Source organism: Streptomyces sp. NPDC107517 (assembly GCF_055582645.1).
This window is the reverse complement of sequence record NZ_JBVJPM010000022.1, coordinates 45,151-58,808: the sequence shown is the minus strand read 5'-3', so window position 1 is coordinate 58,808 and position 13,658 is coordinate 45,151. Positions and strand designations below refer to the sequence as shown.

General features: G+C 67.6%; 12 protein-coding genes and 1 pseudogene. 10 read left to right on the top strand and 3 right to left on the bottom strand.

Going from position 1 to position 13,658, the window contains the following annotated elements:
- The first annotated feature begins 416 nt into the window (after positions 1-416).
- Complete coding sequence (locus ACZ67T_RS35350) at positions 417-518, top strand: zinc-binding dehydrogenase (protein WP_469989657.1); 102 nt, start codon at positions 417-419, stop codon at positions 516-518.
- 304 nt (positions 519-822) lie between these two features.
- Complete coding sequence (locus ACZ67T_RS35345; RefSeq protein WP_469989655.1) at positions 823-1,875, top strand: LacI family DNA-binding transcriptional regulator; 1,053 nt, start codon at positions 823-825, stop codon at positions 1,873-1,875.
- Between the two features lie 44 nt (positions 1,876-1,919).
- Here ACZ67T_RS35345 and ACZ67T_RS35340 read toward each other — a convergent pair whose 3' ends face one another.
- Positions 1,920-3,182, bottom strand: coding sequence for an MFS transporter (locus ACZ67T_RS35340; protein ID WP_469989653.1), 1,263 nt, complete (start codon positions 3,180-3,182; stop codon positions 1,920-1,922).
- Positions 3,183-3,323: 141 nt separating this feature from the next.
- Between ACZ67T_RS35340 and ACZ67T_RS35335 the strand changes: the two genes are divergently transcribed.
- Genes ACZ67T_RS35335 through ACZ67T_RS35310 form a run of 6 tightly spaced genes read left to right on the top strand, consistent with a single transcriptional unit; the run spans position 3,324 to position 8,879 of the window.
- Entirely contained in the window at positions 3,324-4,361 is a 1,038-nt protein-coding gene (locus ACZ67T_RS35335; protein WP_469989651.1) for a Gfo/Idh/MocA family protein, read from the top strand.
- A gap of 26 nt (positions 4,362-4,387) precedes the next feature.
- A complete protein-coding gene (locus ACZ67T_RS35330; protein ID WP_469989649.1) occupies positions 4,388-4,858 on the top strand; it encodes a heme-degrading domain-containing protein in 471 nt (156 codons plus the stop codon).
- Complete coding sequence (locus ACZ67T_RS35325) at positions 4,855-5,772, top strand: hypothetical protein (RefSeq protein WP_469989647.1); 918 nt, start codon at positions 4,855-4,857, stop codon at positions 5,770-5,772. The genes ACZ67T_RS35330 and ACZ67T_RS35325 overlap by 4 nt, the downstream gene beginning before the upstream one ends.
- A gap of 25 nt (positions 5,773-5,797) precedes the next feature.
- Positions 5,798-6,700 carry a sugar phosphate isomerase/epimerase family protein gene (locus tag ACZ67T_RS35320; protein WP_469989645.1) on the top strand — a complete coding sequence of 301 codons (903 nt, stop codon included), beginning with the start codon at positions 5,798-5,800 and terminating at the stop codon, positions 6,698-6,700.
- 23 nt (positions 6,701-6,723) lie between these two features.
- Positions 6,724-7,863, top strand: a complete 1,140-nt coding sequence (locus ACZ67T_RS35315; protein WP_469989643.1) for a Gfo/Idh/MocA family protein — start codon at positions 6,724-6,726, stop codon at positions 7,861-7,863.
- Positions 7,860-8,879 (top strand): sugar phosphate isomerase/epimerase family protein, encoded by a 1,020-nt coding sequence (locus ACZ67T_RS35310; RefSeq protein ID WP_469989641.1) that lies wholly within the window; start codon positions 7,860-7,862, stop codon positions 8,877-8,879. Before ACZ67T_RS35315 ends, ACZ67T_RS35310 begins: the two co-directional genes overlap by 4 nt.
- Positions 8,880-8,995: 116 nt before the next feature.
- Here ACZ67T_RS35310 and ACZ67T_RS35305 read toward each other — a convergent pair.
- Both ACZ67T_RS35305 and ACZ67T_RS35300 read right to left on the bottom strand, forming a co-directional pair.
- A pseudogene (locus ACZ67T_RS35305) lies at positions 8,996-9,706 on the bottom strand (carboxylesterase family protein); the annotation flags it as partial.
- 739 nt (positions 9,707-10,445) lie between these two features.
- The gene (locus tag ACZ67T_RS35300; protein ID WP_469989639.1) at positions 10,446-10,949 is read right to left on the bottom strand and encodes a nuclear transport factor 2 family protein; all 504 of its coding nucleotides are present in this window, start codon (positions 10,947-10,949) and stop codon (positions 10,446-10,448) included.
- A gap of 421 nt (positions 10,950-11,370) precedes the next feature.
- Between ACZ67T_RS35300 and ACZ67T_RS35295 the strand changes: the two genes are divergently transcribed.
- Both ACZ67T_RS35295 and ACZ67T_RS35290 read left to right on the top strand, forming a co-directional pair.
- On the top strand, positions 11,371-11,943 hold the full coding sequence (locus ACZ67T_RS35295) for a cyclase family protein (protein ID WP_469989760.1): 573 nt from the start codon (positions 11,371-11,373) through the stop codon (positions 11,941-11,943).
- 80 nt (positions 11,944-12,023) lie between these two features.
- Positions 12,024-13,412 (top strand): MFS transporter, encoded by a 1,389-nt coding sequence (locus tag ACZ67T_RS35290; RefSeq protein WP_469989637.1) that lies wholly within the window; start codon positions 12,024-12,026, stop codon positions 13,410-13,412.
- Positions 13,413-13,658: the final 246 nt, after the last annotated feature.

Below are 13,658 nucleotides of genomic sequence, written 5' to 3'. Positions count from 1 at the left end.
CGGCGTTCGCGCCGAACATCGGGTAACCGCACCGTCGACCTACCCGGGCGAGGGAAAGGCCGACGCGAAGGACGCCTTCGTCATCGCCCACCGGGCTCGCGTCCGCAGGGACCTGGGACTGCTGTTTAGCCGGTGGTGTTGGCGGTGAGGCCGAGCTGGTAGGCGCGGCGGCTGCCGTATTCGAGCATGTCCAGGGCGTAGATGCGTTTGAGGTTGATGGTGTCGACGTGCAGGAAGTCGACGGCGACGAGGTGTTTGGCCTGGGCTGTGAGGAACTACCTCCAGGTCGGGCCGGTGCGGCGCGACGGCGGGCATCTGGTCACCCTCAAGCCGGAACCAGACCCCGCGGTGGTGGAACAGGCCCGGGCCCGCGGCATCTCGTACGACTGGAGCGCGGTCGGGCCGGACCGGTCGGCATGGTCGCGCTCGCCGCCGACGGCAGGCTCCATCCGGTCATCGACAGGGTCTTCCCCCTTGACCAGGCTGCCAAGGCGCACGCTCATGGGGAGGCTGGGTGAGGCGCCGGCAAGATCGCCCTGAGCGTGCATTGATGCGGTCGCGCTCCCTTCCCCGAGCTGCAGCCGAGCCGGTTTCGCCACGGACGGGCCGGTGGTGTCCGTGGTGTCAGCTCGGGCGAAGACATGGTCGCCGGTCCGGGCAGACTTCTGCTTGTGCCGTTTGAGTAGGCCCCAGCGAGCGGGTCCACGGCCAGAGCCGGCAGCCGGTCCGCCAGTCGCCTTCATCCGTTAGCCGTGGATGGCCCGTCCTGGCCGGGAAGTGGATCAGAACCGCCCCCGCCCTCCGCATGCGAAACTATCGCGTATGACGACCGGCGTGGAGGGTTCGCGGAGCCGCGGGCGGGGCAAGGGCTCCGGCCGGATGCCGACGATGCGGGACATCGCCGACCATCTCGGTGTGTCCCGTCAGCTTGTCTCGCTGGTGTTGAGAGGCGTACCGGGGCCGAGTGCCGAGTCGAGGGAACGGATCCTCGCCGCCGCGAGCGAGCTCGGGTATCGGCCGAACGCGTCCGCGCGCCTGCTGCGGCAGAATCGCACGCGCCTGATCGGCATGGTATTCGAGCTGCGCAATCCGTTCCAGGTGCGCTTCGTGGAGAGGCTCTTCGTCCGGGCAGCCGAGAAGGGTTTCGGCTTGGCGCTCGCCCCCAGAACGGCCGAGAGGTCTATGGATGTCGTGGTCGCCGAGCTGGTGGAAGAGCGTGTTGAGGCGTTGGTCGCGTTCAATCCCGACCCGGACTCGGCCGCGTTCGCCGAGGCGAGCGATCTCGTTCCTGTTGTCTGGTTGGGCGAATGGGCGCAGCAGTCCGAGGTCGACAACGTGCACGTCGACGAGGTCGAAGGGCTTCGTCTCGCCATCGAGCACCTGGTCGGTCTCGGGCACCGTGACATCGCCTATGTCGGCGGTCTCGGCGGGTGTGTGGGGCGGGACCGTGCCGACGCCTATCGCGCCGCAATGACCACGTTCGGGTTGACCGATCGGATCGAGGTGCTTTCCAGCGACTTCTCGGAAGAGGGGGGTGCCGCTGCTGCGAGGGAGATCGTCTCGCGCGCTCAACGTCCGACGGCTGTCGTGTGCTGCGGGGATCAGTGCGCGGCGGGCGTGATGGCGGTCTTCGCACGGTCAGGTGTGCGGGTACCCGACGACATTTCCGTCGTCGGGTTCGACGACAGCTACGTCTCGTCGTTGTCGTATCACCGGTTGACGTCGGTGCGACAGGACGTCGAGGCAACGGTTGAGGCGACGTTGGACTCAGTACTCGAGCGGCTTGATGGGAACGACGGTCCCCGCCGTGTCGTTGCCACGGCGACGACACTCGTGGTGCGCGAGTCGACGGGGCCGGCGCGGACCGGGGCGTGACGAGTTCCCGCTGCTCCCGACCCGGTTCCGCAGGACGCGAGGGCTCAGCGCACGCCGCGGATGGGGATGATGACGGCGGCGCCGATGATGGCGACGATGCCCGCGCACCAGAGCAGTGCTGGGTAGTTGTCTCCCCCGCCGAGGCTGAGGAGGAGAGCGCCGAGCGCGGGCGCGAAGGATTGCGGCAGTGAGTTGGCGATGTTCAGGACGCCGAGGTCCTTGCCCGGCTTCTCCGGATCGGGCAGCACATCGACCACCAGCGCGTTGTCGACCGCGGTGTACACGCCGAAGGCCAGGCCCATGATGATCTCGGCGACGTAGAAGTCGACCACGCTGTCGGCGTAGACCAGCACGATGAGCCCGATGCTGAAGAGAAGTGTCGAACCGACGACGAAGATCTTGCGGCGGGCGAGCTTGTCGGACAGCCAGCCGGATACGGCGGCGCTCGCCAACAGGGCGATCGTGTAGAGGAGAACACCGGTCGCGACGGCTGAGACCGCCCGTTCCTCGGTGAGCCCGAGGTGGTCCTGCATATAGAGGAGACGGAAGGTCGTGAACAGGAACGTCGCGAGGGTGAGCAGGAACCGCGACGACCACACCAGACCGAAGTCCCGGTGCCTCACGGGGTTGGTCCAGAACGTGCGGACGAGGGTCATCACGGAGAAGGGCTCGAAGGGAGTCTCAGGGACGTCGTCGGGGGTGACGAGCACGTAGACGATCACGCAGGCGACACCGACTACACCGGGCACGATGAATAGCAGCGGCAGGTTTGCGACGAGGAGCGCGGCCGCGTAGATGCCCGCCATGATCGCGAGGTTCTGCGCGAGTCCGAGGACACCCGAAGCCCGTCCGCGCTGCAGCTCGGGCACGTTGTCGGCGAAGCTCGCCATGAGCGCGGCGAACGCCGCGTTGGACGCCAACTGGCACAGCAGCCACGACAGCGTCAGCGTCACTACGTTCGTCGAGAGGGCCACCAGGGCGAGGCCGACCAGCAGGAACACGCTTCCGCCCAGCAGCCAGGGCCGCCGTCGCCCCCACCGTGTCCGGGTCCGGTCGCTGAGTGCCCCGAACAGGGGATTGCCGAGGATCGCGCCGATCGAGCCGACCGGCAGCGCCACCGCGATGACGGATGCCGGATGGCTGGGGTTCAGCTCCTGAGCCTTCAACTGCATGCTCACGAACACAGGCGAAAGGATCGCCACGAAGATCCCGAACTGCGCCACGCCGATAGCGGCGATGTACCAGTTGCTGACGGACCGGGCGGGGACCTGAGTCGTGACTGGGGGTGCGGGAGTTCTCGTCGCCACCGACGCCTCCTTGAGTCGTATGCCGAAACGTCAGGTGGAGCGGACACCGAAATCGGAGATTTAGCTCGTGCTAACCTGACGCCAGGCCGACATTAGCTCGTGCCAACTCGTTTGCCTATAGCGACGTCGATGGAGCGTGACATGCTGCCGTCCAGCCTGCCGAAACCCGATCTTCACCTGCCTGGCACCGGAGAACCGTCGCTTCGCTGGGGCATCGTCGGCCCCGGCTGGATCGCCGGCGAATTCGCGAAGGCCGTCCGCACCCACACCGCTCAGCAGATCGTGGCGGTCGCCTCCCGCTCCCTCGACCGCGCGTCAGCGTTCGCCGCCACCCACGGCATCGATCTCGCCCTGGGCTCCACGGAACAGCTCGTCACGCATCCCGACGTCGACGTCGTCTACATCGCGACCCCACAGAGTGCGCACCTGTCCGTCGCCCTGGCGGCGATCGCGGCCGGCAAACATGTGCTGATCGAGAAGCCGATCACCGTGAGCGCGGCCGAGGCGAAGACCCTGGCCGACGCGGCGCGCGCTGCCGGGGTGCTGGTCATGGAGGCGATGTGGAGCCGTTATCTGCCGCAGACCTCGGTCATCCGTAAGCTTCTCGACGACGGCCTGCTCGGGGAGATCCGTACCGTTCTCGCCGACCACGGACAGGCGATCACGGCGGATCCCCAGCACCGCCTCTACCGCCCCGAACTCGGCGGCGGGGCACTGCTGGACCTGGGCATCTATCCGGTGCAGTTCGCCTCCATGGTGCTCGGCGCCCCCACCCGGCTGACCGCCGTCGGCGGCATGACGAAGACGGGCGTGGACGCCTACTCGACCCTGGTACTCACCCACGAACGCGACGCGCAGTCGACGCTCTACACCTCGATCCTGGCCCGCACGCCGATGACGGCCGTGATCGCCGGAAGCGAGGCGACGCTCAGCATCGACGGCAGCTTCTACACGCCGACCTCCTTCACGCTCTCCTCGGCCGTAGATCCTTTCGGACCGGTGCTCACCTGGAGCGATACGACCGGCCTCAAGCTGTTCGATGGGCTCTCGTGGGAGGCAACGGCACTGGCGCGCTTCGTTGGCGAGGGCCGCACCGAGTCACCCGTCCACACCCTGGACGAGAACATCGCGATCCTCGCCACCATCGACGAGGCACGAGCCCAGATCGCCGCGTCCTGACGTTCGCACCCCAGAGGAGAGCCTCCATGACGGATCTCATCACCACGCTGGAAAGCCAGGAGAAGGAGCTGGTCTTCGACTCGTTTGACCACGTTGACGCCTGGCAACTGGGGTCGCGCATAACCGAGATCGCGAAGAAGGCCGACCATGCGGTTGGCATCGACATCCGGCGGCCCGGCCTGATCCTGTTCCGCGCCGCCCTCCCGGGCATTACGCCCGATCAGGATACGTGGATCGCCCGGAAGGCCGCGGTCGTGCTGCGCATGGAGGCCAGCAGCGCCCTGGTGGACGCCCGGCTGTCCACCATGGGGGTCGACCCTGCCGCCGTCGGATGGCTGGGCGCCGACTACGCGGTCACGGGCGGCTCGTTCCCCGTCCGAGTCCGGGACGTTGGCGTGGTCGCAGCGGTGACCGCCTCCGGGCTGTCCTCGCAGGAGGACCACGACCTCGTCGTTGAAGGCATCCGCGCCCACCTGGCCGACGGAGGCAACGCATGAGCGAGCAGGTTCCGCTGCGGCAGCTGCAGAGCGGTCAGCGCGCCCGCATCCGTGTCTGGGAACGTGCGACCGAGGCCGTCCACACCGTGTACGAGTCGCGCAACCGCCTCTACGAGGCGCCCAACTGGGCGCCCGACGGTCGCCTCCTCGTCAACGGAGACGGGCTTCTGTGGACCCTCCCCACCGACGGACTGGCAGCGCCCCAGGCGGTTCCGGCCGGATGCCTGCCCGACGTCAACAACGATCACGTCCTGTCTCCTGACGGGACCACGGTGTACGCCTCGGCGAACGACTGGCACATCTGGGAAGTCCCCCTCGCCGGAGGCACCGCCCGCAGGATCACCGCCGACGACGGCGCGCTGCACTTCCTGCACGGCATCAGCCCCGACGGACGCCGCCTCGGATACGTACGTCTGGAACCCGAGGGCGACAACTGGTGGGCTTCGGCCACCATTCACACCGTCGGCGTCGACGGGAGTGACGATGTCGCCGTCACCACCGATCCCGGCCCGGCGGACGGGTGCGAGTGGACGCCGGACGGGGACTGGATCTTCTTCAACACCGAGCAGTTCTCCCAGCAGCCCGGCCACGCCCAGCTCGCCCGCGTCCGGCCCGACGGGACCGAGCTGGAACAGCTCACTTTCGACGAGCGCGTGAACTGGTTCCCGCACATCGCCCCCACTGGAGACGTCGCCGTCTACCTCAGCTACCCGCCCGGCACGACCGGCCACCCCGCCGGCCTGCCCGTCGAGCTGCGCCTTGTATCGGTCGATGCCTGGCAGAACCCCACGACGCTCCTAGCGCTCGACGGCGGACAGGGCACGATCAACGTCCCCAGCTGGGCCCCGGACGGATCGGCGTTTGCGTTCGTCGACTACCCCTTCGACCCGCAGAACGACCCCGGTGGCCAGTGATCCAGAAAGGGACCCCATGACTCCCATGACCCTCACACGCCGTACGGCGATCAATCCGCTGCCCTGGATCCTGAGCGACAGCGGATACCGCCTCGATCGCGCTGTCCTGGACGAAGCCATGGCCGCACTGTCCGCCATCGGCTTCACGCACTTCACGATCGAGCTGCCCCCCAAGATGAGCCCCGCTGAGTACGGCACGCTCCTGACCAACCATTCGCTCGCGGCGGCGCCGGGATACTTCTCGGCCCCGTTCCACGAGCGCGAGCGCCACCGTAAGGCCGTCGAGGCGATCAAACGGCACGCACAGGCACACCTCGAACTCGGCGTCGACAGTGCTTTCATCGCTGCCGACCTGCTGCCCGAGCGCATGGCACGACCTGCCGTCGGCACGGGACACGACGCAGACCGGACGCTGGTGGTGGCCGAAGGACTCGCCGCTGCGGCCGAAGCGGCCGCAGCGGAAGGCGTGCGCTACGGGCTCCACCCCCACGTCGGCACCGCCGTAGAGATCGAGACAGAGATCCGCACGGTGCTGGATTCCACCGTGGGCAGCGCGCTCTGGTTCGGCCCGGACACCGGCCACCTGCGCTGGGCCGGCGCCGTACCCGAGAAGCTCGTCGCGGACTATGCCGACCGCGTGCTGAACGTCCACCTCAAGGACGTCGACGCCGAGGCGGCCGACGGTGCACGGCAGCGCCGCGAGGACTACATGACTGCGACCGGCCAATCGAAGCTGTGGATGGAGCCCGGACGCGGGGCGATCGACTTCGACGCCGTCCTCGGAGCGCTTCCCGACGCCTTCGACGGCTGGTTCGTCATCGAGGTGGATGTGCCTAACATCGGCACCCCCGCGCAGAGCAGCGCCGCGTCGCTGGAATTCCTGCGACAGCACCCCTACTTCACGGCCCGGGCAGGAGGCGCCGAATGAGCGCGCACTCCGGATCGCCCCGGGTGGCGATCATCGGAACCGGAATGATCGCGGCAGCGCATCTGCGCGCGGCCCGAGACGCCGGTGCCACCGTCGTCGGCGTCCTGGGCTCCCGCCCTGAACGGTCCCTGGAAGCCGCGGAGAGGTGGGGCGTGGCGACCGGTTACCCGAGTCTGCCCCCGCTGCTGGAAGCGCGGCCGGACGTCGTCCACATCTGCACGCCTAACGACACCCACATCACCTACGCGCACGCCGTGGTCGAGGCCGGACTCCACATGGTCGTCGAGAAGCCGATCGCCACCAGCTTGACCGAGGCGCGCGAGCTGGCGGCCGCCGTCCATGCGGCCGGCACCGTCGCGACCGTGCCGTATGTGTACCGGTACCACCCGCTGGTGCGGGAGATCCGCAGCCGTAGAGAGGCGGGCGACTTGGGCGATCTGTTGCTCGTGCACGGTTCCTACCTGCAGGACTGGCTCCTTTCCCCTGACGCGTCGACCTGGAGGGTCGACCCCCGAACCGGCGGTGCGTCGCGTGCTTTCGCAGACATCGGATCGCACTGGGCGGATCTGGCCGAGTTCGTTTCCGGGGAGCGGTTCACCGCCGTGACCGCCAGCACCTCGATCGCCTATCCCACCAGACCTCTAGCCTCCGGCCCCTCCTTCAGCGGCGGCGCGCACGGCGAGCGCGTGCCTGTCGAGACGGAGGACATCGCCGTCGCGATGTTCCGTACCGAAAGGGGCGTGCTCGCGAACACCGTCATCTCGCAGGTCTCCGCCGGACGCAAGAACCGGCTGTGGCTGGAGCTCGACGGCTCGCTCGGGTCGGCCGTGTTCGACCAGGAGCAGCCTGAATCCATCTGGTTCGGAAGCGAGCAGCGTGCCACAGTCCTCCGTCGCGGCGAAGGCGAAGTCTCAGGCGACCAGGGTCGGCTCAACCGCGTGCCACCCGGCCACCCACAAGGCTGGCCCGACGCGTTCGCGGCGTTCTGTGCCGACACCTACGCTGCCGTCAAGGGCGAACCGCGCACCGGACTTCCAACGATCGACGACGGCCTGCGATCCGTCGAGATCATCGACACACTGCTACACAGCGCCGCCACCGGCGACTGGACCGAGATCGGCGCAGCCCTCGCAGCGGTTCCCCAGGAAACGGAGAAGTCGTGACAGAGCAGCAGTCCCGCCACCCGGTCACCCTCTTCACCGGCCAGTGGGCCGACCTGCCCTTCGAGGAACTGGCGCGCCGTGCCGCCGAGTGGGGCTACGACGGCCTGGAGATCGCCGCCAGCGGCGACCACCTCGATCTCGCCCGCGCCGACGAGGACGACACCTACGTGAAGTCCCGACTCGACATCCTCGACCGCCACGGCCTGAAGGTGTGGGCGATCTCCAACCACCTGGCCGGCCAGGCCGTGTGCGACGACCCCATCGACTTCCGCCACCAGGCGATCCTGCGCGACTACGTCTGGGGCGACGGCGACGCCGAGGGCGTACGTCAGCGCGCCGCCGAGGACATGAAACGGTCCGCCCGCGTGGCCCGCAAGCTCGGCGCCGACGTCGTCGTCGGCTTCACCGGATCGTCGATCTGGCCCTACGTCGCCATGTTCCCGCCCGTGCCCGGCGAGGCCATCGACCGCGGCTACGAGGACTTCGCCAACCGCTGGAACCCCATCCTCGACGTCTTCGACGCCGAAGGCGTGCGCTTCGCCCACGAGGTGCACCCTAGCGAGATCGCTTACGACTATTGGACGAGCGTGCGCACCCTGGAGGCGATCGACCGCCGCGAAGCCTTCGGCTTCAACTGGGACCCCTCACACATGGCATGGCAGGGCATCGACGTGGTCTCGTTCATCACCGACTTCGCCGACTGCATCTACCACGTGGACTGCAAGGACACCCGCATCCGCAAGGCCAGCGGCCGCCAGGGCATCCTCGGCTCCCATCTGTCGTGGGGCGACCCGCGCCGCGGATGGGACTTCGTCTCCACCGGCCACGGCGACATCCCCTGGGAGGACGCCTTCCGAGCCCTCGCCTCGATCGGCTACGACGGCCCCATCTCGATCGAATGGGAAGACGCCGGCATGGACCGTTTGCACGGCGCCGCCGAGGCCGTGCAATACATCCGCTCCCTGCTGTGGAAACTGCCCGGGGCGTCCTTCGACGCCGCTTTCAGTAACCAGTAGGGGAGCAAGGCCCATCGGGTGCGGATCGTCGCGCCTCAGATCTGCGGCTCTCCCAGATCAGCCCACAGGTGAGCCGCCGATCAACGGCAGTGGCAGGAAGTTGTAGCCCTCCCACAGGCGGCGCGTTCCGCCTCCTCTCCGCCGCCCGGGCCGAACTGGCGCAGGACGGCCGTCGCCTGTTCCTCTCTCACCTTTCTCAGCTGCCCGGCCAGGGCGACGAAGAGGCGGTACTCCTGGGCGTTGTGACCGACGATCAGCTCGACGTCCCGCGCGGCGCCCGCCGCGGGCGCCTGCCAGGGTGTCGTCGGCAGGATCTCGCCGTCGACCACGGGGGAGAACGGGGTGGACGTGAGTGCGACCTGCCCCCACTGCTTTACGCGCTGTGCCATCTTCGCGCTCAGCGCCGCACCGGCCTCGGTAAGCGTGCGCGGGTCCAGCGCGGCCAGGGCGGCGGCCGTCGGGCGCAGGCCGGCTTCCGCGGCGATCGCGGTCGCGAGGTTGCGGGCCAGTTCGCCGGAGAAGTAGGTGCCGGGCACGCTCTGCGCGATGGCCCGCCCGAACAGGCCCCGTGCGCTCGGCATAGCCAGCAGCGCGGCCACCGAACCGGCGCCCGCCGATTCGCCGAAGACGGTCACCCGGTGCGGGTCGCCGCCGAACGCCGTGATGTTGTCCCGCACCCATTCCAGCGCGGCGACCTGGTCGAGCAGCCCTCGGTTGGCGGGCGCGCCTTCGATGCGGGCGAACCCCTCCACCCCCACGCGGTAGTTGAGGGTGACGACCAGCACGTCGCCGGCGCGGGCTATGTGCTGGGCGTCGTAACCGGGGCTGTAGGGTGCGCGGCCGTTGGCCGAGCGGCCCAGGCTTCCGGCGTGATGCCGATATGCCCCTGGCCGTCGAGTGCCACGACGGGTTCCTCGAGGCGCTGCCCGATCAGGCCCGGGTTCGGATGCGAGTAGCGCAGCCCCGACCGGTCGGTGGTGACCACGACTTACGCCGTGCCGGTGGAATGGCGCACCTGTTCGGCCATCGCCTGGATGGCGTGGTGTTCTGGGCCTCGGTCGCCTGCCCCGACCACGCGGTGAGGAAGATGTGCGTAGGGGCGACCGCGGCGGGGCCGGTCAGGTCGGCGAGCAGTGGGCGCACGCCTTCGAGCCGGGTGGGTTCCCGGCGGGACAGCCCGGCTACCGTCCACCCCTGGACCGCGCGGCGCCGGGCCAGGGAACTCCCCGCTATCTCGGGGACGCCGACGACCAGCGCCAAGCGATGCGCACGTCCATGATCCTTTCCTCCTTCAGCGCCACTGACCACTTGAGCCGGCTGGTCAATGGCCATCACGAGGCGGTCGCCAGGGGGAAACGACGATGGGAGGCGAACCGGCTGTGCGTGCGACGGCCGAAGCCCGTCGTTCACGCAACCGGCGAAACCCTGCAACCACCTCCACGTCGACGTCGGGTTCACTGACGGCACCCGCATCGCCAATGGGCAACCGGGCGTCAACGCGCTCGAGGAAAAGGTGCCCATCCCCGTCCTCGTGGCGTAACCCTTGGCTTCCCCCGGAACCGACCCTCAGCTTCCTTCGAGAACCGAGCGGATCAGGGCCCGTCCGTCAGCCGTGAGTGCGTCCCTCAGGATGCGGTCTACGAGCTGCCAGCGCCCGTCGATGCGCTCGAACCTCCAGACATTCGAGCTGATCATCGCCGGCGCCGGCTCGACGGGTGAGTGGCTCGACTCCGGATCCGGCTGGGAGGCGTCGCGGTGTGGGTGCGAGATCGTGAGGTAGCCGCAGGCGACGGCCGTGTCGCCGTTCACCCGGACGTATGCCTGGCCGGGGAAGTGGATCATCCCGCCTTCGACTTGGGCGACGTGATCCGGGTCGCGCATGATGCCGGCGATGTCGTCGCGCCCGTGGTACTTCGGGTGATTCGGGAAGCGGTCGAGCACTGCATTCTTGGCATAGAGTTCCCGCTGGAAGATCTCCGAGGAGACATCCGAACTCATGGCCGAGCCCGCCAGGAGGTTGCGGATGTGGAGGATGTCCAGAAGTTCCCGGTCGGAGGTTTCCCAAGTCATGCTGTCGTCCTTTTCGTGGTGTTCAGAATCGTGATCGGCGTCGTGTTCGGAGTGGTCGAGTCGTTGTTCGCGGTCGTCTGGGCTCAGATCGGGTTGACCCCAACGGTCAGCGCTCCGCAGGCGCGGAGCAGCTGGCCGGTGATGAAGCCGAGCCGGCGGATTCGCGTTCAGGAATAGATCCGTGGCGATCGGACCAGGCCCGGTCGTGTTCTCGGTAATTCCCTGCCGCGCTAGTTCGAGTGCTCATACCGGTGTCACGCCGATCAATTCGGCAGCTTGCATTGCACCGCTGAACGCACCGGCAGCCGTTCACTCATCGTCCGTTCCTCACGTTCGTCGCAGGCTCGGAGCATCCGTGCGATCTTGGACAGTGAATCAGCAGTGGGGGCGGTCGTCCAATACCGATTTCGACATAACCGATATGGGGCTCCGTATGAATAGATGGCGAGAGTCGCACATCGGACTATTGCGATCTGGATATCAAACGCTCGGGGATCGGTATTGCCTGGACCATCAAATTCCTGGCGGTGTCGACGGCTTCGCGAGCGGCGGATCGACCGTGCCGACAACGTGCTGGATCGCCGCGCGTGGACTGTTGATCGACGTCGGATCGCCGATCGATCAGACCCGGAATGTGCGGAACCCGGCCAGCGACCTGGGTGCCGCGTTGGAGTGGCCGGGCAGCTCCATCGAGCGGGGGGGCATCGTGATGATCCGCACCGGATGGCTGCACCACCTCCGCGTCGCCGGAACTCGGCTGCCAGGCGGGATCCATTCGCCCGGCCTGCGCCAAGCGGAAGAGACTACGGCGTGGCTGTGGGGCAAGCGCGTCGCCATGGCCGTCTCGGACAACATCGCGCTCGAGGCGTGGCCGGACTCTGGCCGAAGTGTGCGCCCGAACGCGGTGGCTCCGAGGTTTTCGTCACGGTGCAGTCCCTCAACCGTGGTGCCGAAGTGGATTGTTCTCCGAAGGCTATCAATTATGTCGATATAAATATTGGATCAGTGCATACTCGCGCTCTAAGTTGGCTCGGAAGCGCACCCCTGCGCCGGACTCAACGGAGAGGTTCCGCAGTGGCTCAGACAATCAGAGATGCTAACGTCCCAGAAATCGAGAATCGCATCCAGCGTAAGGTTACGCTGAAGATCATCCCGATCATCAGCATCGGCTTCTTCATCGCGTACATTGACCGCTCGAACCTGGGTGTGATCGCGAAGCCCCTGTCGCATGACCTGAATTTGACAGCCGCGAGCTTCGCCTTGGGCGCCGGCTTCTTCTACATCGGCTACCTGCTCTTCGAGGTCCCCTCGAACATGTTCCTGGCAAAGGCGGGCGCGCGGGTCTGGCTGGCACGGATCATGCTGAGCTGGGGCGTCGTCACGGTCGTGATGGGCTTCATGCACAACGAGGCCACCTTCTACGTGCTGCGCACCCTGCTCGGGCTCGCGGAGGCAGGCTACTCGCCTGGGACCATCTTCTTCCTTGCGCTCTGGTGCGCTCCCCGGCAGATGACGCAGGCCCTGACCCGCCTGAACCTCGCGGTGCCGATCGCTCTCGTGGCCGGATCGGTGCTCACCTCGTCCATCCTCCTGACGACCGACGGCGCAGCCGGCGTCGCGGGGTGGCGCTGGGTGTTCATCATCGAGGGCATCCCCGCGATCATCATGGCGGTATTCATCTTCTTCCGTTTGCCGTCCGCACCCAAGGACGTCGCGTGGCTCGACGATGAGGAGAAGTCCTACCTCGCGGCGAACACGATCCAGCCCGGCGGAGTCTCTTCTCACTCGCTCCGGCAGATCCCGGCGGCACTGCGGCGTCCGGCGCTGTGGATGTTCACGCTGACTTCGTTCTGTGCGGGCGCAGGCTTCTGGACGATCGCGTACTTCCTGCCGACGGTCATCGGGACGTCGTTCAAGTCTGGCGTGGTCGAGTCGGGCTTCCTGTCGGCCATCCCGTGGCTCTGGTCGATCGTGGTCATGCTGGTCGTCGCGAAGACCACGATGCTGACGGGGGATCGCAAATGGCACATCACCATCCTCATGGCTGCCTCCGCATGCGGGTTGGTCTTCGGAGTGCTGTCGGGCACTCCGGTGGTCGAGCTGGTCGGCATCAGCATTTCGGCAGGCGGGTTCTTCGGGACGCTCTCAACGTTCTCCACGGCGGCCGCCCAGGTCTTCGCCGGCCCGACGGCGGCCGTGTCGTATGCCTGCTTCGGCGCCGTGGGGAACATTAGCGGTCTGGTGGGGCCGTACATCTTCGGCTCCCTCGTCGTCAGCACCGGTTCGACGAATGGCGGCCTCTTGGTCATGGCGGGGTTCTTCGCGCTGGCCGCCATCCTGGCCTTCTTCGTGCTGCGGTGGACGGATCGTGAGACCGGCGGCCTGGCAGGGCACATCGCCGGCGTCCGCGAGCAGGCGGTGAACACCCAGAACGCGACGACGCTGACCGGCGGAGTGAGCTGAAGCCGCCCGAGCCGCATCCCGGTTCAGCGATCGGGCGGCGGAGCCGGAATGGTGGCGAGGAGATCACGGTCTTGGCCAGGAGGTGATCCTGGAAGGCGGCGTCGCGTACCTGGGTCGAGCCGAGCGTCGGGTGGTCGCCGTTCTCGTCAAATTGCTCACCCGTCGTCGCGGATGCATCGATCAGTACACGGCAGGTCCAGCGGGCACGATCATCGTCTTGGCTTCCGAGGGCATCCCGAACTCTCG

Excerpts from the sequence above, each read along its gene's own strand:
- ACZ67T_RS35350 (WP_469989657.1), top strand. The coding sequence starts at position 417 with ATGGTCGCGCTCGCCGCCGACGGCAGGCTCCATCCGGTCATCGACAGG.
- ACZ67T_RS35345 (WP_469989655.1), top strand. The coding sequence starts at position 823 with ATGACGACCGGCGTGGAGGGTTCGCGGAGCCGCGGGCGGGGCAAGGGC.
- ACZ67T_RS35335 (WP_469989651.1), top strand. The coding sequence starts at position 3,324 with ATGCTGCCGTCCAGCCTGCCGAAACCCGATCTTCACCTGCCTGGCACC.
- ACZ67T_RS35330 (WP_469989649.1), top strand. The coding sequence starts at position 4,388 with ATGACGGATCTCATCACCACGCTGGAAAGCCAGGAGAAGGAGCTGGTC.
- ACZ67T_RS35325 (WP_469989647.1), top strand. The coding sequence starts at position 4,855 with ATGAGCGAGCAGGTTCCGCTGCGGCAGCTGCAGAGCGGTCAGCGCGCC.
- ACZ67T_RS35320 (WP_469989645.1), top strand. The coding sequence starts at position 5,798 with ATGACCCTCACACGCCGTACGGCGATCAATCCGCTGCCCTGGATCCTG.
- ACZ67T_RS35300 (WP_469989639.1), bottom strand. The coding sequence starts at position 10,949 with ATGACTTGGGAAACCTCCGACCGGGAACTTCTGGACATCCTCCACATC.
- ACZ67T_RS35295 (WP_469989760.1), top strand. The coding sequence starts at position 11,371 with ATGGGGCTCCGTATGAATAGATGGCGAGAGTCGCACATCGGACTATTG.